Annotated in this window: 9 protein-coding genes, 1 tRNA gene and 1 pseudogene; 7 read left to right on the forward strand and 4 right to left on the reverse strand. The window is 39.6% G+C overall.

Translation table 11 applies throughout. The features are described from left to right. Both fmt and def read right to left on the reverse strand, forming a co-directional pair. The gene (gene fmt / locus PVV70_RS02385; RefSeq protein WP_273757442.1) at window positions 1-930 is read right to left on the reverse strand and encodes a methionyl-tRNA formyltransferase; all 930 of its coding nucleotides are present in this window, start codon (window positions 928-930) and stop codon (window positions 1-3) included. Next, window positions 930-1466, reverse strand: coding sequence for a peptide deformylase (gene def, locus PVV70_RS02390; protein ID WP_273757441.1), 537 nt, complete (start codon window positions 1464-1466; stop codon window positions 930-932). Before def ends, fmt begins: the two co-directional genes overlap by 1 nt. Before the next feature lie 91 nt (window positions 1467-1557). On the opposite strand from def, the gene PVV70_RS02395 reads away from it, so the two are divergent. Beyond that, window positions 1558-2742: a DNA recombination protein RmuC gene (locus PVV70_RS02395; protein ID WP_273717475.1), complete on the forward strand. Its 1185-nt coding sequence runs from the start codon at window positions 1558-1560 to the stop codon at window positions 2740-2742. Window positions 2743-2855: 113 nt separating this feature from the next. Then, window positions 2856-3443, forward strand: coding sequence for a hypothetical protein (locus tag PVV70_RS02400; protein ID WP_273757440.1), 588 nt, complete (start codon window positions 2856-2858; stop codon window positions 3441-3443). 465 nt (window positions 3444-3908) lie between these two features. Here PVV70_RS02400 and PVV70_RS02405 read toward each other — a convergent pair. Together PVV70_RS02405 and PVV70_RS02410 are read right to left on the reverse strand one after the other, a co-directional pair. Next, window positions 3909-3984 (reverse strand) — tRNA-Ala (locus PVV70_RS02405). A gap of 116 nt (window positions 3985-4100) precedes the next feature. Next, window positions 4101-4481: a TIGR02300 family protein gene (locus tag PVV70_RS02410; protein ID WP_273757439.1), complete on the reverse strand. Its 381-nt coding sequence runs from the start codon at window positions 4479-4481 to the stop codon at window positions 4101-4103. A 186-nt stretch (window positions 4482-4667) separates the two neighbouring features. On the opposite strand from PVV70_RS02410, the gene aroA reads away from it, so the two are divergent. The 5 genes and pseudogenes from aroA (at window position 4668) to pncB (ending at window position 18711) form a co-directional block, all read left to right on the forward strand. Beyond that, entirely contained in the window at window positions 4668-5996 is a 1329-nt protein-coding gene (gene aroA, locus PVV70_RS02415) for a 3-phosphoshikimate 1-carboxyvinyltransferase (protein ID WP_273757438.1), read from the forward strand. Beyond that, the gene (gene cmk, locus PVV70_RS02420; RefSeq protein ID WP_273757437.1) at window positions 5993-6640 is read left to right on the forward strand and encodes a (d)CMP kinase; all 648 of its coding nucleotides are present in this window, start codon (window positions 5993-5995) and stop codon (window positions 6638-6640) included. Before aroA ends, cmk begins: the two co-directional genes overlap by 4 nt. Window positions 6641-6773: 133 nt before the next feature. Then, entirely contained in the window at window positions 6774-8474 is a 1701-nt protein-coding gene (gene rpsA / locus PVV70_RS02425) for a 30S ribosomal protein S1 (protein WP_273757436.1), read from the forward strand. Window positions 8475-8705: 231 nt separating this feature from the next. Next, a pseudogene (locus tag PVV70_RS02430) lies at window positions 8706-17290 on the forward strand (GH36-type glycosyl hydrolase domain-containing protein). Window positions 17291-17406: 116 nt separating this feature from the next. Continuing rightward, a complete protein-coding gene (gene pncB, locus PVV70_RS02435) occupies window positions 17407-18711 on the forward strand; it encodes a nicotinate phosphoribosyltransferase (RefSeq protein WP_273757435.1) in 1305 nt (434 codons plus the stop codon). The last annotated feature ends 383 nt before the right edge of the window (window positions 18712-19094 follow it).

Consider the following 19094-nt stretch of genomic DNA (forward strand, 5'->3'; position numbering starts at 1 on the left):
TTAAAAAACAGCAGAAATATGAGCGCCTCGTAAAAAAGTTGCGCTCTCAAGGACTTTACCACCAGATCTTTGTAGATGGGTTATTTCAAGGCGCCCTTGTCCACAATGGACAATCAAAGAATTTGGTTCTATCCGCCCAATTTCAAGAGAAGGACCTTTTATTAAACAACTTCCAAGAATTTTTACGCGTTCTTCTCGTCCACCGATATTCATATTGCACCAGCAGCCAGGAGAGGGAGAGAGCGCACGAATATGCCTATGAATAACTTCTGCAGGTTTTGTCCAATCAATACGGGTTTCTTCTTTTTTAATTTTGGCAGCATAGGTTATGCCTTCCTCTGATTGGGGAGTCAGTTTGAGTTGTCCTTTTTCCAGAGTTGATAGAGCTTCTATCATAAGTTCTGCACCGATATATGAAAGCTTATTTGAAAGTTCATCTGTGGTGGTGGTATCAGTGATGGGAATAGAGCGTGAGAGGGCAATAGGCCCTGTATCAAGCCCTTCATCCATTTTCATGATCATTATCCCCGTTTCCTTATCTCCAGCCATAATCGCACGCTGGAGAGGTGCAGCACCACGCCACCGTGGTAAAAGCGAAGCATGGGCATTAAAACATCCAAAACGCGGTGTTTCAAGAATAGCTTTCGGTAAGAGGAGTCCATAGGCAACCACAACAGCAGCATCAACACAAAATGCTGCAAATTGGGCTTGCTGTTCGGCTGTTTTGAGTGTTTGAGGCGTAAAGATAGGAATAGATTTTTCTTCTGCTGCATTTTGCACGGGTGAGGGGATGAGTTTAAGACCACGACGCCCTGCTGGGCGAGGAGGTTGACTATAAACAGCAACAACATCATGCCCCGCATCCAATAAAGCATGCAAAATGGGAACAGAAAAATTCGGTGTTCCCATAAAACTCAACCGTAATGCCATTACAAAATTGCTTCCTGAGTATTTTTTTCTTTTGCGCGTTTTTTAAATTTTCGTATCACCATATCGCGTTTGATTTTTGAGATATAATCAATAAAAAGACGCCCATCTAAATGATCCATTTCATGCTGTAAGCAAGTTGCCAAGAGGTCATCTGCTTCAATTTCTGTCTGTTTTCCTTCACGGTTTTGATAGCGAATACGCAGGCGTTTAGGGCGTTCAACTTCCGCAAAATAGTCAGGAATAGAAAGACAACCTTCTTTATAAATATTGCGCTCATCTGAAAGCCATAAAATCTCAGGGTTGATAATAACAAAGGGCTTTTTCTGCTTATCTTCAGAATTTCCAGAGACATCTATAACCAACATGCGTAGTGGTATGCCAATTTGAATAGCAGCAAGACCAATACCTTTAGCATTATACATAGTTTCGAGCATATCATCCGCGAGCTTCTGGAGAGCTGTATCGACTTGGTCGATGGGTTTGGATACTTCCCGTAAAATCGGATCTGGTAAAGTCACTAAAGATTTTATTGGCATGCGGAATAGATTAATCAATGCTTTGTTATGGGTCAATATTGAATAACAAATTCTTGCGCTTTTTTATGATGAGGGCGTTATATTACTTCTCATGTTTGATTCGTTTTTTTCTTTTATACTTGCTGATGAGTCGTTTACGAAACTGAGCGCCCTGCTTTTATTGATACTCCTTTGCTTAGCATTTTTTATGTTGATTTATTCTCATCGAAAAAAGGCATTTTTGGAAAGTGAAGTTGCCAAGCGTGCGCGTGAGGCACAAGAGCAGATGGCTACATTGCTCAAAACACAAGCTGAAATGCAAGGGCGAATGCAAACGATGGCTGAAATTTTCGGTCAAAGACAGGCTGAATTGAATAAGTCACTCAGTGAGCAACTCAATGGCATGACAGCCAATATAGGTCAAACACTTCAGGTACAGACAAAATCAACTTATGAGAATTTAAATCGTTTGCAAGAGCGTTTAGCGGTCATTGATGCAGCGCAAAATAATATTCAGTCACTTACGGGACAAGTTGTTCAACTGCAATCCATTTTAAGCAATAAGCAGACGCGTGGTACTTTTGGTCAAGGGCGGATGGAAGCAATTATTGCTGATGCTCTACCACTAAATTCTTATGCTTTTCAAGCTGTTCTTTCAAATGGAAAGCGGCCAGATTGTCTCATTCACATGCCAAATAAAGCGCCTTCTCTTGTTGTGGATGCTAAATTTCCTCTGGAAGCTTGGAATACCATGCGTAAAGCAACAACAGCTCAAGAACGTCAAGAGGCAGAACGCCAATTTCGCACGGATATGGAAGTCCATATCCGTGATATTGCGCAAAAATATTTAATTCCTGGAGAAACCCATGACACCGCTTTTCTCTTTGTACCATCGGAATCGATTTTTGCGACAATTTATGAGGATTTTGAGCCATTGGTACAAAAAGCCAATAGAGCCCATGTGATTATTGTTTCACCGTCTTTGTTGATGCTCTCTGTCCAAGTTGTACAAACCATTATGAAAGATGCGCGGATGCGTGAACAAGCGCATTTAATTCAATCAGAAGTAGCAAAATTGATGGAAGATTTTGGACGAATGGATAGCCGTGTTCGCGCACTACAGAAGCACTTTCACAAAGCAGGAGAAGATATAGAGGGAATTTTAATATCGTCCTCTAAAATTATGAAACGGGCAAATCGCATTGAAACTGTCGAATTAAAAGAAAATTATTCTGAACCAGCAAAAATGACAACATCAACTCAGTCGCAAATATTGCGTTTGGTTGATGAAGAATAAAGTAAATCAAGCTTCTCAACGATCACAAGTTAGGATCATGTTCTTTATTGATTGGTAATAATTTTTTAGTATCTCTATCTTGTTTTATTTCTTAAATGAGAGGAATAGGGAATATGCGACACCTTTTGTTTTTAGGGGCACTGGTGTTTCTGCTAGGGGGGTGTGCAACAACTACTCCCCTCCACACAAACAATGCTTGTGCTATTCTAGCACAAAAAAATGGTTTTTTTGACAATTGGGGTAGGGCATCTCAAAGAGCAGAAAGGCGCTATGGAATTCCTATGCCTATTATTCTTGCGACCATTAATATGGAATCGGGCTTTCGTCGTAATGCACGTCCTCCACGCAAAAAACTACTTGGTTTTATTCCATGGAAGCGTCGATCGACAGCTTATGGTTATTCTCAAGCGCTTGACAGTACATGGGCAATGTATCTGCGCTCTACAGGAAAGTCTTTTGCATGGCGTACTAATTTTGCAGATGCTGCTGATTTTGTTGCTTGGTATCATCGTCAAAGTGTTCAACGCAATGGAGTGAGGTTTGATGATGCCTATAGCCTTTATCTAAATTATCATATGGGGCATGGCGCTTATGCGCGGAGTGGTGGAAATGTTAATGCTGCGCTTTCACAGGCAGCACAGCGCATGGCAAGAATATCGAGGCTCTATGAACAGCAATTAAGGAGATGTGGATGGCATTAGGGAAGATTTTTGAAAATCCCAATTAAGGAATTGATGGGATAAAATTAATTTGAGAGCAAAATTTCTTATAGGGTGATAAGGTTGTATCGTTTGTCCAATTGTCGAAATGAAATAAGTTGTTATTTTTTTAATAAACTAAAATGACAGAACACTTTTGCAGTATACAATACATTTGAAGATACTCTCGATATTTTTGTTCCCCTTTGTTCGAAAAATTTACAATGAACACAATCCTCCATTTGGCACTCGCTTTTGACTCTGGGCGAAATACTAGAGAGCGCTGAAGAAAAATTCTAAAATATAATATCGCTTTTTATTGTCATGAAAGTAAAATTTACAATCCAACGAACAATTAAAAGGGCATTATAAGAGCGTTAAAACACAGGCTATACAACACCACAGGAAAGGTTACAAAGCACATAAACTTCCCAAATTGATTCTTCTTGATAGAAGAGTTGGTTCTTTTGGTGGAGCTAAGCGGGATCGAACCGCTGACCTCTTGCATGCCATGCAAGCGCTCTCCCAGCTGAGCTATAGCCCCTAAAAACAAATTTTTCCCCAAAAGACAGCCTATAATTTCAATTTTTTTAAAACGATAAAAATTGAAGATCAAGAAGAATTTGCATTTAACAGAAAAGATATTTTCTTTTACTTCTTTTAAGCATCGTCATCATTAGAAACGCCGCCTCCGAGAATATCGGTAACGTCATCATCCTCATCGTCCTCATCGTGAGATAAAAATGTATCATCGTCATCACCAAGATCCACATCACTATCTTCTAAATCAGGAAGATCGTCATCTTTAGAACCGTCATCATCCTCTTCAAGAAGCATAAAAGCAGACTTTTCAAGTGCTGTATCAAGCTCTTCAGTATCTACTTCTTCTTCATTGTTTGCTTCAGCTGCCGCAACCTCAAAATAAGAACGCGGATAAGAGATTCCTGTATAAGGTGACACAATAGGGTCGCGATTTAGATCGTAAAATTTTTTTCCTGTTTCTGGATCAACACGTTTCGTTCCAAGTTCCTGTTTTGCCATAAACCGTGCCTCTTTGATTAATTCTATTCCATTAAAAGATAAATTTTATGGTGCTTAATCGAAAAATAATGCCTTTGTCAAAGATAAATACACTGTTCCACGCAGATTTTTTCATGACGCCCTTTAAAGCATGTGCTAAAGGATGCATAATTTCATAAAGGTTAGATAGAATTAAATAGAATTTCCATGCAAAAAGCAATCCCTATAACGGCCTATAAATCGAGTAGTCTCTCTGGAAAAATTCGAATACCAGGAGATAAATCAATCTCTCACCGCTCTCTTATACTGGGAGGGTTAGCAAATGGTGAAACATATATCCACGGATTACTTGAAAGCGCTGATGTACTCAATACAGCTGCTGCTATGAAGGCTATGGGCGCCTGTATGATTAAGAAAGACGACTTCTGGATCATACGAGGAACAGGGAATGGTTGTCTCTTAGCCGCACAAAAACCTTTAGACTTTGGAAACTCTGGAACAGGTGCTCGCTTGATTATGGGAATGGTTGGTCCCTATCATATGAAAACAACTTTTACGGGTGATGCTTCTCTCTCTAAACGTCCCATGCGACGTATCCTCGATCCACTGCGTCTTATGGGGGTGGAAATTGAAGCAACAGATGGCGATCACCTTCCTTTAACGCTTTATGGTCCCAAAATGGCTAATCCGATTCGCTATCGTGTTCCAATAGCTTCCTCTCAAGTTAAATCAGCGGTTCTCCTCGCTGGACTGAATACCGCTGGCATTACAACGGTTATTGAACCAGTTCTCACACGTGATCATACGGAAAAAATGTTAAAAGCATTCGGTGCTAAACTTGAAATAGAAAGAGATAAAGAAGGTGCGCGTTTGATTCATCTTAATGGTTTTCCTCATCTTACTGGACAAACGATTCATATTCCCGGAGATCCTTCTTCTGCTGCTTTTCCAATTGTTGCAGCCCTTGTTGTAGAAGATTCTGATATCACCATTGAAAATGTTTTGATAAACAATTCTCGAATAGGACTTATCGAAACATTGTGGGAAATGGGCGCTCAAATTGAATTTTTGAATCAACGCCAAACAGGTGGAGAGGATGTTGCCGATCTACGGATAAAATCATCGATCCTCAAAGGTGTTACTGTGCCGAAGGAACGTGCTCCATCGATGATTGATGAATATCCTGCTTTGGCGGTTGCAGCAGCCTTTGCTGAAGGCAAAACAGTGATGCTAGGAATTGAAGAATTGCGTGTTAAAGAATCAGATCGGCTGTCTGCTGTTGCACAAGGATTAAAAATTAATTGCGTAGACTGTGAAGAAGGTCAAGATTTTCTCGTTGTTTATGGGAAAGGTTCTGCTAAAGGTTTGGGGGGTGGACATGTTACCACACATCTTGATCATCGAATTGCTATGTGTTTTCTCATTTTTGGGCTTGTATCAGAAAAGCCTGTTACCATTGATGATAAACGCATGATTGCTACGAGCTTTCCAGAATTTATTCCTTTTATAAAACAGCTTGGGGGAAAAATCGCTTGAAGCCTTTTGTTATTGCCATTGATGGACCTGCTGCCTCAGGTAAAGGGACCTTAGCTCGCAAAATTGCTGCACATTATCATCTTCATCATTTGGATACAGGGCTTACTTATCGTGGTGTTGCTCATGCGCTTTTACAACAAAAATTGGCTCTTAATGATGAAAAAAATGCTATCATTTATGCTAAAGAACTTGATTTTAATAGTTTAAATCCTGCTTTTCTTTCTTCTCATGAACTTGGTGAAGCGGCTTCAAAGATAGCGATTAATCCTGCTGTACGTAAAATTCTTATCGAAAAACAACGTAATTTTGCCAAAACTTTACCTGGAAGTGTGCTTGATGGGCGAGATATTGGCACGATCGTTTGTCCTGATGCTGATATCAAGTTTTATGTTCTAGCCAATGTTCAGATACGTGCCAAACGTCGTTACCAAGAAATTTTAGAAAAGGGGGGGCAAGCAAATTACCATGAAATACTTAGCGATCTTGAACAGCGAGACAGTCGCGATATAACACGCAAACAAAGCCCCCTAAAACCGGCAAAAAACGCCCACTTGCTTGATACGTCAGAATTGAGTATAGAAGCAACATTTGCAATTGCATGTGCTTTTATTGATCCAATCATAAAAATGCATATAATTGGATAAGTTCATTAAGGCAGCTCCCAGCTTGGCGCTAATTTTTCCTCCTTTATTTAAGGAAAAAGGCTAAGGAGTTGCCCATGTTAACACTAACCTAGCGCTCATACCTTACAAGATAAGGTATATATTAGGAGTTCTTATGTCACAATACAATCCCACAACAGCGGATTTTGAAGCCCTTTTAACAGAATCTTTTCAAACCAATGATCTTAATGAAGGATCTGTTGTTAAAGGTCGTGTTATTGCAATCGAAAAAGACATGGCCATTATTGATGCTGGACTTAAAGTCGAAGGACGTATTCCTCTCAAAGAATTTGGAGCTAAAGCAAAAGATGGTTCTTTGCAAGTTGGCGATGAAGTTGAGGTTTATATTGAACGCATTGAAAATGCGATGGGCGAAGCTGTTTTATCGCGTGAAAAAGCACGTCGCGAAGAAAGTTGGGTCCGTTTAGAGGAAAAATTCAATGCTGGTACACGCGTTGAGGGCGTTATCTTTAGCCAAGTAAAAGGTGGTTTCACAGTTGATCTTGATGGAGCGGTTGCTTTCTTGCCGCGCAGCCAAGTTGATATTCGTCCCATTCGCGATGTTTCACCTCTCATGCATAATGCACAATCTTTTGAAATTTTGAAGATGGATCGTCGTCGTGGCAATATTGTGGTCTCACGTCGTACTGTCTTAGAAGAAAGCCGCGCTGAGCAACGTTCAGAAATCGTACAAAATCTTGAAGAAAACCAAATTGTTGAAGGTGTGGTGAAAAATATCACAGATTATGGTGCCTTTGTTGACCTTGGTGGGATTGATGGTCTCTTACACGTTACAGATATGGCATGGCGGCGTGTTAATCACCCATCTGAAGTGCTCACAATTGGTCAAACGATCAAAGTTCAGATTATTCGCATTAATCAAGATACGCACCGTATTTCTCTTGGAATGAAACAGCTTGAAAGTGATCCTTGGGAAAGTATCAGTGTCCGCTATCCGATTGGTAAGAAAATTACGGGTGCTGTGACCAATATTACGGATTATGGTGGTTTTGTTGAAATTGAACCAGGGATTGAAGGATTGATCCATGTTTCTGAAATGAGCTGGACAAAGAAAAATGTTCACCCTGGAAAAATTCTGTCTACATCACAAGAAGTAGAAGTGGTTGTTCTTGAAATTGATCCTTCTAAACGGCGTATTTCTCTTGGCTTAAAGCAAACATTTGAAAATCCATGGGAAGCTTTTGCCAATAAATTTCCTGTCAATTCACAAATTGAGGGAGAGGTTAAAAATAAAACAGAGTTTGGTCTGTTTATTGGGCTTGAAGGCGATGTTGACGGTATGGTTCATCTCTCTGATCTCGATTGGAACCGTCCTGGTGAACAAGTTATTGATACTTACAATAAAGGTGATATCGTTAAAGCTGTGGTCCTTGATGTTGACATTGAAAAAGAGCGTATTTCTCTTGGAATTAAGCAGCTTTCCAGTGATAAGGTTGGAGAAGCAGCTGCTTCTGGTGAATTGCGAAAAGGGGCTGTTGTAACCTGTGAAGTGATTGCTGTTAAAGACAATGATATTGATGTGAAATTGATTGACCACAACCTTGAGACAACCATTCGGCGTGCTGATCTTGCACGTGATCGTGATGAACAACGTCCTGAGCGTTTTGCAATTGGGCAAAAGGTTGATGCGCGCATCACAGCCTTTGATAAAAAAACACGTAAAATTTCAGTATCGATCAAAGCATTAGAAATTGCAGAGGAAAAAGAAGCTGTTGCCCAATATGGTTCTACAGATTCAGGCGCTTCTCTTGGTGATATTCTCGGTGCGGCTTTGAAAAAACAAGAACAAGATTAATCATTAATCATTAACATTGATGGTATTATTAAGGTCACTCCTAAAATGAGTGACCTTTTTATTTTCTAAAGAAATTATTTCCTTAATTTTTAATTATTGCATTAAAAATTATTATAACTGCTTGCAAATAAAAACAAAAAGTTTGTTTTTTGTCTATCAACGGTTCACTATTCAGATAAAATGCTTACAATTTAAATAAAAAGCGATGTAATTGAATAATAATGGGACATTATGGCGTGCACAATACCTTTCATAAAGTACTTTTTTCTCAAAAGAAGAGAAAAGACCATTTTATTAATAGTGATTTCCCTCTTCGAGCAATTTATAAAGTACAAGAAGATCTTTATGACCTAGGGCGTGATATAGCTTCCGGCAAAGAAATTTTACTCCCTGAATATGAAGGAGTAGAAGATTTTCGCAAGAGATTGAATGAAAATGCTAAACTTATCCTTCATGCCTTTCATACCAGTGATTTTGCAGCCAAAAATGATGAAACTATCGCACCGTCTGCGCAATGGCTCATTGATAATCATTACACCATTGATAAAACCATACAACAACTACGCCGTAACTTTTCTAAGTCCTTCATAAAGCAACTTCCTCTTTCTACACAAAAAGCAAGAATACCACGCATTTTTGCTTTAACTTGGCTTTATATTGCGCATACCGATAGCAGCTTTTCACAAGAAACACTCACGGCTATGATCAATGGGTTTCAAGAAGTTTGTGCGCTCACAATTGGTGAATTATGGGCTCTTCCTTCAGTTATGCAAATGCTACTCATTGAAAATGTTCGTCGTCTTTCAGTGCGTATCAAAAAAGCGCGCCAGATGCGCCATCTTGCCAGTCAAGTAGCTGATAAAATTTCTCTTTTAGAAAATAAAACAAATCTAAACTCTCTTTTTACGCAGTACAAATTATTTACTGCTGACCCAACTTTTTCAGCGCATTTATTCTATCGCCTGCGCAGTGCATCTATCGATTCAACCGTAGCGTTAACTTGGCTTGAAAAGCAATTAGAAAGTCAAGGCAGTAGCTTAGAAAGTGCAACAGCCGATGAGCATACCAGACAGGCGGCAGATGGTGTGACCATGGGCAATATTATTTGTGCTCTTAAAGTGATAGATGATGTTGATTGGACCGTATGGTTTGAAACAGTGAGTTGTGTCGATGCTATTTTGCGTAAAAAGAGTGATTTTTCTGAAATTGATCCCCATTCACGCGGTATTTATCGACAAGTCATTGAAAAAATTTCACGCTTTTCGTCTCTTAGCGAGCTGGAAGTTGCACACAAATCTGTAGAAATGGCAAATCCCACTATTGAAGATATGCCTCATTATTCCTCTGTTGGGTGGTATCTTGTCGGTGATGGTCGTGGTATATTTGAAAAGGCTTGTGGATATACGCCGCCTCTTCTCATAAAATGGGCACGCGCTTTTTATTGCTTAAAACTGAGAGTCATTGCCATTCCTGTCTCTTTTCTGACGCTTGCTCTTTTGCTTGCAGTCTATACCTTTTTCCAAATATCTGGCATGACACTCTGGATGTCCCTTTGCTTTACTGTATTGGCGCTTTTTCCTGCTATGGATGCGGCTTTTTCCTTCTTTAATATAGTTGTTTCTTGGTTTGTTCCATCAAGACAGCTCATTGGTTATGAATATAAAGAAGGTATTCCAAAACATGCACGGACAATGGTTGTTGTACCTACTTTGATAACATCACGCGATGATATTGATGCGCAAGTGCACAATCTTGAAGTACACTATCTTTCCAATCCTAAAGGTGCGGTCCATTTTGCACTCATTACAGATTGGGTAGATGCTCCCTTAAGAGAAACGCAAGACGATCTTGATTTGCTTCGCTATGCGCAAAATGGTATTGATAAACTCAATAGTCGTTATCATCGTGATGAACTTCCTGTTTTTTTCCTTTTACATCGCCGACGCCTTTATAATAGCGGTGAAAAATGTTGGATGGGATGGGAACGAAAGCGGGGAAAACTTCATGAACTCAATCGGCTTTTAAGGGGCGATGAAAATACGAGTTTTTACTCTCCTGATCCAAATCTTCCTATGGATTGCCGTTTTGTTATGACACTGGATTGTGATACACGTCTTACCCCTGAAAGTGTCACAAAACTTGTTGGAAAGCTTAATCATCCACTCAATCATCCCATTTTTGATCCGCAAAGTGGAAAAGTTGTCAAAGGCTATAGCGTTTTGCAGCCACGCATTATGCCGTCTCTGACAACAGGAAAAAAAACATCAATTTTCCAACGGGTTTTTTCGACCAACCGTGGTATTGATCCTTATGTTTTTGCTGTTTCTGATACTTATCAAGATCTTTTAGGAGAAGGTACTTTTATCGGTAAAGGTCTTTATCATATTGATGCATTTGAACAAGCACTTGACGGCAAAGTTAAAGAAAATACTGTTCTTAGTCATGATCTCTTAGAAGGAGGATATGCCCGTACTGCTCTGGTTAGTAGCATCACAGTCATTGAGGACTATCCAACGGCTTATAATATTGATGTTATGCGTTATCATCGCTGGATTCGTGGTGATTGGCAACTTTTGCCCTATCTTTTTTGTTCCCGTCAAATAAGCTCCGTGATGCGTTGGAAAATGCAGGATAATTTGCGTCGTTCTCTTACACCATTAATGTGGTTATTTGCAGCGTTTGCAGGATGGGCTCTTTTGTCATTGAAGAGTGCAATCATCTGGCAGATATTTTTGCTGTTTAGCGCCTTCATTGCCCCCATTTTATGTGTATTAAAAACGTTTTTTTCATCCAATATAGATCATTCTTTGCGCGGACATTTTCGATTAATTTGGAATAAAACCGCTCTTACAAGCGCTGATATCTTTCTTAAGACGACTTTTCTTGCTCATTCGGCCTATTTTATGACTGATGCGATTATTCGTACACTCTATCGTATGACGATTTCAAGACAGCATCTTCTTGAATGGAAAACCTCTGCCACAACAAAATCAATGCCTAATAGTTTGCTTTTCTATGTTTTTACAATGGCACCAGCATCACTTATTGGTGCTCTTGCCCTAACACTCGCTCTTTTTTTTGATAGTTTTGCAAGCTTTATTGCTTTGCCTTTTGGGATAGTATGGTTTTTTTCACCTTTCATTGCTTGGGTTGCGAGTCGACCTTCAACATTTCAAGATAGCCTTGAACTTTCTTCAAAAGATGAAAAAATCCTCCGCTCTATTGCACGGCGGACATGGCTTTATTATTCAACCTTTGTCAATGAGCAAAACAATTATTTGCCTCCCGATAATTTTCAAGAAGACCCTGAACCGCTTGTTGCTCAACGTACATCCCCTACAAATATCGGGGTTTATCTCCTTTCTGTTATTGCGGCACGTGATTTTGGCTGGATTGGTTTTGAAGAAACAATTACCCGTATTGAATGTACATTACGCTCTCTTGCAAAAATGGAAAAGTTCCATGGTCACCTCTATAATTGGTATGCAACGGATACACTCAGACCTCTTTTACCCACTTATGTCTCAACCGTTGATTCAGGAAATCTTGCTGGTCATTTGGTAACACTCTCTTCTGCCTTAAGGGAATGGGCTGAAAAACCGCATCTTCTTTTTCAAAGTGATCGAGAAGGTTTATCGGATGTTCTTATTATTCTTGAAGAAACGGTTAAAGAAATTTCAGACCATCAACTCAGTTTACGTGCTTTACGCCAAAGAGTTGAAGAAAATATTGTTCGTTTTCATCACTCTGTCCGTACTTTTGTAGAACAAGAAAATACGATACCTTTTCACATCAAGGATCTTTCATGTGCAGCCCACGATATTGTAGACTTAGTTAATGAACTCGACCAGAAAATTCAAACAATAGAATCGGCTCGTGCGCTTTGTTGGGCTAAATGCCTTATCGAAACTTGCGACGCTTATCATCATGATGCAACGGCTCATTATGATCCTGAAAAATTATGCAAAAAACTAAACAGATTGGCTATAGCGGCAAGGCAAATAGCCTTTGATATGAAATTTGGCTTTTTAGAACAACCTAAACGGCATCTCTTATCCATTGGATATCGTGTTCAAGAAAACAAACTCGATGAAAACTGTTATGATCTACTCGCTTCAGAGGCACGTCTTGCAAGTTTTTTTGCTATCGCAAAAGGGGATATAAAGCCTAAACATTGGTTTCATCTTGGTCGACTCCTCGTCCCCATAGGGTGGAAAGGTGCTCTTTTATCATGGTCTGGTTCTATGTTCGAATATCTTATGCCATCTCTTGTGATGCATGAACCTTTAGGCTCTCTCTTGGATCAAACCAATCGGTTGATTATTCGTTGTCAAATACAATATGCTCACACACGGGAATTGCCATGGGGTATTTCAGAGGCTGCATTTAATGCTCGTGATCATTTAATGAATTACCAATATGCTCATTTTGGTGTTCCAAGCCTCGGACTCCAACGTGGTCTTTCACGCAATGCTGTCATTGCTCCTTATGCTAGCTTTCTTGCAGCACAATATGCTCCTGCTTGCGCTGTTGCCAACTTAAAACGACTCCGTGATCTTGGAGCTTTAGGAACATATGGTTATTATGATTCTGTTGATTTTACCTCTTCACGTGTAAAAACAGGGGAAAAGTACGCTATTGTACGCAATTATTATGCGCACCATCATGGTATGTCTATCCTTGCTCTTAACAATGTTATTTTTCAAGGGCGAATGCGTGATCGTTTTCACCGTGATCCCGTTATTGAAGCAACGCAATTGCTTTTACAAGAGCGCGCTGCCCATCTTATTCCTGTGATTCACACCAAAGCTATTAATCGTATGCGCAATAAGTCTGAAGCATTGGATGCCGCTCCTTTACGCATTATTACAAATCCGCTGCTTAAACCACGGGAAACTTTGCTTTTGTCTCACGGCTTTTATTCTATCATGTTGACAGCGAATGGTTCTGGCTATAGCCGTTGGTACGATTATGCGATTACGCGCTTTATTCCTGATGCGACAGAAGATCAACAAGGGATTTTATTCTTTCTACGCAATACACATAGTGGACGGTGGTGGTCTGTAACCAGCGAACCAACACGCGTTATTGAAGAAGAAGCTGTCAGCATTTTTACGGATGAAAAGGCTGAATATACGAAAATGGTTGATGGTATCAAATCAACCCTTGAATGTCTTATTATCTCTGAAGGGTGCGGCGAAGGTAGACGTATTCAACTGATGAATACAACAAACAAAGACTGTCTTATCGAAGTTACTTCGTATGGTGAACTAGCGCTTGCAACAATGGATATGGATTGTGCTCATCCTGTTTTTTCACGAATGTTTATAGAGACAGAAATTGCTGAGGAAGGCAAAACAATTTTTGCCAAAAGGCGCAAACGCTCACCTAATGATCCTGAAATTTATATTGTTCATTTTGTTTCCAGTACAACAGATACTCTTAGAGAAACAGAAGCTGAAACGGATCGCTCACTGTTTATTGGTCGGGGGCGATCCATTCATCGTCCCGCTGCATTTGATCGAAATGCTCATTTTAGTAATAGTCAAGGTTGTGTTCTTGATCCTATTATGTCACTGCGATGCCGTATAAAAATTCCAGCCCATGGAAAAGCAGAACTTATTTTTTGGACTTTTGTTGCTCATACACAAGAAGCGCTGCATCATCATATGAAACATTATCGACAACCTGATATGTTTCAAAAAGAACTTTCAATGGCATGGACACGCTCACAAGTTGCACTGTACCAGAGCGGAACCTCACTTAAAGAAGCGATTGTCTATCAAAAATATGCAACGCCACTTATCTATCTTGATCGGACATGGCGTCTTCCTTCTGAAATATTAGCAAAAACGCTTGGAAAACAGTCTGATCTTTGGCCCATGTCCATTTCAGGAGACAATCCACTTTGTCTTCTTAGATTAAATAACGAGGGAAATATAACTGTGCTTCGTGAGCTCCTTAAAGCACATGAATATTGGCGTATGCGCGGACTCATTGTTGATTTAGTCATTCTCAATGAACAAGCGTTTTCCTATATACAAAATACACAACGCGCTCTTGAATGGGTATGCGAATCTTATCAACATCACACGCAAGAAACAGATGCACGCCAACATATTTTTACGCTTCGGCGTGATCAAATGAGTGAGCAAAGTTTTAAAACGCTTCTTGCATCCGCACGCATGATTCTTGATGCCGAAAATGGCTCTTTATCTGAACAGCTGAAACGAATTAATGGGAGTGATTTGGATTTAGCAACTCGTAAGAGTCATCAAGAGTTTCATTATAAATTAAATTTCCAAAAAAATAGCGAAGAAAGATATGGAACAAAACAAACCGAACAAAGCCTCTTTTCTTCCATTGGTCTTATCAGTCAACAAAAATCTTTTCCTATCCTCGTTGACGGAAAAGACCTACAATATTGGAATGGTTATGGTGGATTTAATCATCATAACTATTATGTGATCCGTCTTCGAGGACATACCACCACACCCCATCCGTGGATTAACGTCATTGCTAACAAAAGCTTTGGCTTTCATGTGTCTGCTGAAGGGGCAGTTTTTACTTGGGCTCACAATAGCCGCGATTATCAATTGACCCCTTGGAGCAATGATCCTGTTTCCAATCGCCCAGGAGAAGCTCTTTATCTTGTAGACCGCCTGTCTTTAAAACGTTTCTCACCCGTTTCTGCTGTAGAATGTGATGAAAATGTTGTTTATGAGGTTTGTCATGGTTTTGGATTCTCAACTTTTAAATCGACACATTCAGAAATCGCATTAGAACTGACTCATACACTCGACCTAGAGAAACCTGTTCGCTTTTCACGTCTTATCCTCAGGAATGAAGGGGAAAAGCCACGCAGTTTACGCCTTTATAATTATGTTGAATGGGTTTTAGGCAAGACCCAAACAAAATATACCCCCTTCATTGTTCCCTCTTACGAGGATAAATGGGGAACACATTTTATTCAAAATCCCTATCACATTGAAAAATCTCAACAAGTTACATTTTTATCAGCATCCGAAACGCCAACCAGCACCACAACCAATCGCAGCGAATTTATCGGTGCAACGGGAACTGTAACACATCCAAATGTGATCCGTAAAGCTAGTACACTTTCGAATACCATTGAAGCAGGATGTGATCCTTGTTCAGCATTTGCTTATGATATTGACCTTCTTCCAGGACAAACAAAAGAAATCATTTTCTATCTTGGCAGCGCTGAAAATAGACAAGAAGCTGAAAAATTACTCGATCAAGTACGTTCAACTGATTTTGAAACTTTGCTTACACAACAAAAACAATATTGGAGTGATTTTGTTTCCCCACTCCAAGTAAAAACACCTGATCCCTCTTTTGATCTTATGGTCAACCATTGGCTTCCCTATCAAATCTATTCATGCCGTATCATGGCGCGCGCTGCCTTTTATCAAGCAAGTGGTGCATTTGGCTTTCGTGATCAGTTGCAAGATAGTTTGTCTTTATTGTTGCTAGAACCACAATTAGCCCATAAACAATTGTTAAATGCTGCAGCGCATCAATTTCTTGAAGGAGATGTGCAACATTGGTGGTTGCCTGATACAAATGCTGGTGTTCGCACACGCATTTCTGATGATATTGTTTGGCTTGCCTATGCAACGGCTCTTTATGTCAATACCACTGGCGATGATGCCTTTCTTGATACGCTCATTCCTTTTATTGAAGGTGATGTTCTCAAAAGTGGGCAACAGGATGCTTATTTTCAACCCGCCCAATCCTCAAAGGTTGCAACAGTTTATGAACATTGTGCTTTAGCTTTAGACCTTGCCATTAAACACTGTGGACCTCACGGCCTTCCTCTTATTTTAGGTGGCGATTGGAATGATGGCATGAATTTAGTAGGTGCGCAAGGAAAAGGCGAAAGCACTTGGTTAGGGTGGTTTCTTGGGTGCACACTACAAGCATTTATTCCTTTAGCTCAAAAACGGCGTGATAACAGCCGTGTTGAAACATGGAGTGCATATTTTGAACGGTTAAAAACATCCCTAGAAAAAAATGCTTGGGATGGTGCTTGGTATCGACGTGGCTATTTTGATGATGGAACACCTTTTGGCTCTAAAATCAATGATGAATGCCAAATTGATACCATTGCCCAATCTTGGGCTGTCATTTCTCAAATGGCACCGCTTGAGCGTCAAAAACAAGCTATGGCCTCAATGCTTGAACATCTCTATGATGAAAAAGGGAAACTTCTCCGTCTTTTCTGGCCTCCTTTTGATAAAACAACGCTCGAACCTGGTTATATAAAAGGTTATCCTCCAGGTATTCGAGAAAATGGTGGACAATACACCCATGGTGCTATTTGGAGCATTTTAGCGCTTGCTGAAATGAATGAAAGCGATAAAGCCTATCACTTATTTTCCACAATTAATCCTATTAATCATGGACAAGCCCCTGAAACTTATCGTGTTGAACCTTATGTGATGACCGCAGATATTTATGCCGTTGAATCACGGAGCGGACAAGGTGGCTGGACATGGTATACAGGTTCAGCAGGCTGGTTTTATCGCGCTGCAACACAAGCTATTCTTGGAATACAGCGTCAGGGAGATTTGTTGTTTTTAAAACCGCATTTACCTTCTATTTGGCCAAAGTATGAAGTAAAAATGAAATTTTATGAGGCTGTTTATACCATTAAAGTCAAATGGGGATCTGAAAATATACTTCACGTTAATGGCAAAAAATATACCGAAGTTCATACAGGGATAAAGTTACAAAAAACGGGAAAACATGAAATCATACGCATACTTAAATCCTCAAAACAGAAAAGCTAAAGGGCTTTTTTATTCTTGCCCAAAATCTTAGAGTTGTTATAGTTTTTCTCATTCCTATATGGATCTTGTTGGAGCACAATAATTTTAAATTCTATGAAACCGAAAGAAAGAGGATTATGAATCATCCGGATATTGCCAAACGTGTTTACGATCATACTTGGAAGCTTGATCCTATTATTCGTTCACTTCTTGATACGGATTTTTATAAACTTCTTATGGTACAGATGATTTGGGGGCTTTATCCCACTGTTAATGTTACTTTTTCCCTCATAAATCGTTCTAAAACAATACATCTTGTCGATGATATTGATGAGGGTGAGTTGCGTGCCCAACTTGATCACGCTCTTAGTTTGCGCTTTACAAAAAAAGAAATGATCTGGCTTGCTGGTAATACATTTTATGGACGTAAACAAATTTTTGAACCGGATTTTCTTCAGTGGCTTGAGAATTTTCAACTCCCAGAATATGAATTAACCCGCAAAGATAGCCAATATATTCTGAATTTTTATGGTTCATGGGCTCATAGCTCCATGTGGGAAATCCCAGTCCTTGCTATCGTCAGTGAATTACGCTCACGTGCTGCTATGAAAAAACTGGATCGCTTTGCTCTTGATGTACTTTATGCACGAGCTAAAGCAAAAATGTGGAGTAAAGTTGAACGCCTTAAAAAATTGCCTGATATTAAAATATCCGACTTTGGGACACGGCGTCGCCATTCTTTTTTATGGCAGCGCTGGTGTGTTGAAGCATTAAAAGAAGGCATTGGTCATTCCTTTACGGGAACTTCTAATGTTCTTCTTGCCATGGATACAGATTTAGAAGCTCTTGGAACCAATGCGCATGAATTGCCTATGGTTATTGCTGCTCTCAGCAACAACGATGATGAATTACGTAGAGCGCCGTATCAAGTTTTGCAAGATTGGAACCGTTATTATGGTGGAAATCTTCTCATTGTTTTACCTGATACCTTTGGTACAGAAGCATTTTTATGCGATGCCCCAGATTGGGTAGCAGATTGGACGGGTTTTAGACCGGATAGTGCACCCCCTATTGAAGGTGGAGAACGTATTATTCAATGGTGGAAAGAAAAAGGGAAAGATCCACGCGAAAAACTCTTAATTTTTTCTGATGCACTTGATGTCGATACAATTGAAAAAACCTATCATCATTTTCATGGAAAAGTGCGCATGAGTTTTGGATGGGGGACTGATCTTACCAATGACTTTACAGGCTGTGCTCCGCAAGAAATCGCAACCCTTGATGCTCTTTCCCTTGTTTGTAAGGTGACCCATGCCAATGGTCGACCAGCCGTAAAACTTTCAGATAATCCTGAAAAAATGATCGGTGATTCAAAGGAAATACAACGTTATCTCAATTTTTTTAGCAATAAAAAGCGCTTTGCTAGACCTATAAAGATGTAGTTTTGGGCTCTTTAAACGAATAGAATATATTGTTTAAAAATTTAACCTTTATCCTCCTCTAAGGACGAGCATTCTTAACCCTTGTAGGTCATAGTAAATCGTTCCAGCTTCTTGTTGAGTGGACCCCACTTGGTTTCTCATATATGCGGTTTACTGACATAAGGTGCGATAAGCAAAACTTAAAAATATACATGATGCATTTAAAAAACTTAATGTACCAAGAGTTTAGCGAAACTTACATACTCTACAAAAATAAAGCCTTTTAATGAATGTAATTTATCATCGTTTACAAAGCAACTTTTTGTGAGCTTTAAGGGGATTGTACATAATTTTCTTTGCTCATAAAAATTATTTCACAAACATATCATTAATCAAATTTCTTT

The organism is Bartonella sp. AU55XJBT (assembly GCF_028618525.1).

Coding starts and splice junctions, on each gene's coding strand:
- PVV70_RS02410 (WP_273757439.1), bottom strand. CDS start 4,481: ATGGCAAAACAGGAACTTGGAACGAAACGTGTTGATCCAGAAACAGGA.
- rpsA (WP_273757436.1), top strand. CDS start 6,774: ATGTCACAATACAATCCCACAACAGCGGATTTTGAAGCCCTTTTAACA.
- def (WP_273757441.1), bottom strand. CDS start 1,466: ATGCCAATAAAATCTTTAGTGACTTTACCAGATCCGATTTTACGGGAA.
- PVV70_RS02395 (WP_273717475.1), top strand. CDS start 1,558: ATGTTTGATTCGTTTTTTTCTTTTATACTTGCTGATGAGTCGTTTACG.
- pncB (WP_273757435.1), top strand. CDS start 17,407: ATGAATCATCCGGATATTGCCAAACGTGTTTACGATCATACTTGGAAG.
- aroA (WP_273757438.1), top strand. CDS start 4,668: ATGCAAAAAGCAATCCCTATAACGGCCTATAAATCGAGTAGTCTCTCT.
- fmt (WP_273757442.1), bottom strand. CDS start 930: ATGGCATTACGGTTGAGTTTTATGGGAACACCGAATTTTTCTGTTCCC.
- PVV70_RS02400 (WP_273757440.1), top strand. CDS start 2,856: ATGCGACACCTTTTGTTTTTAGGGGCACTGGTGTTTCTGCTAGGGGGG.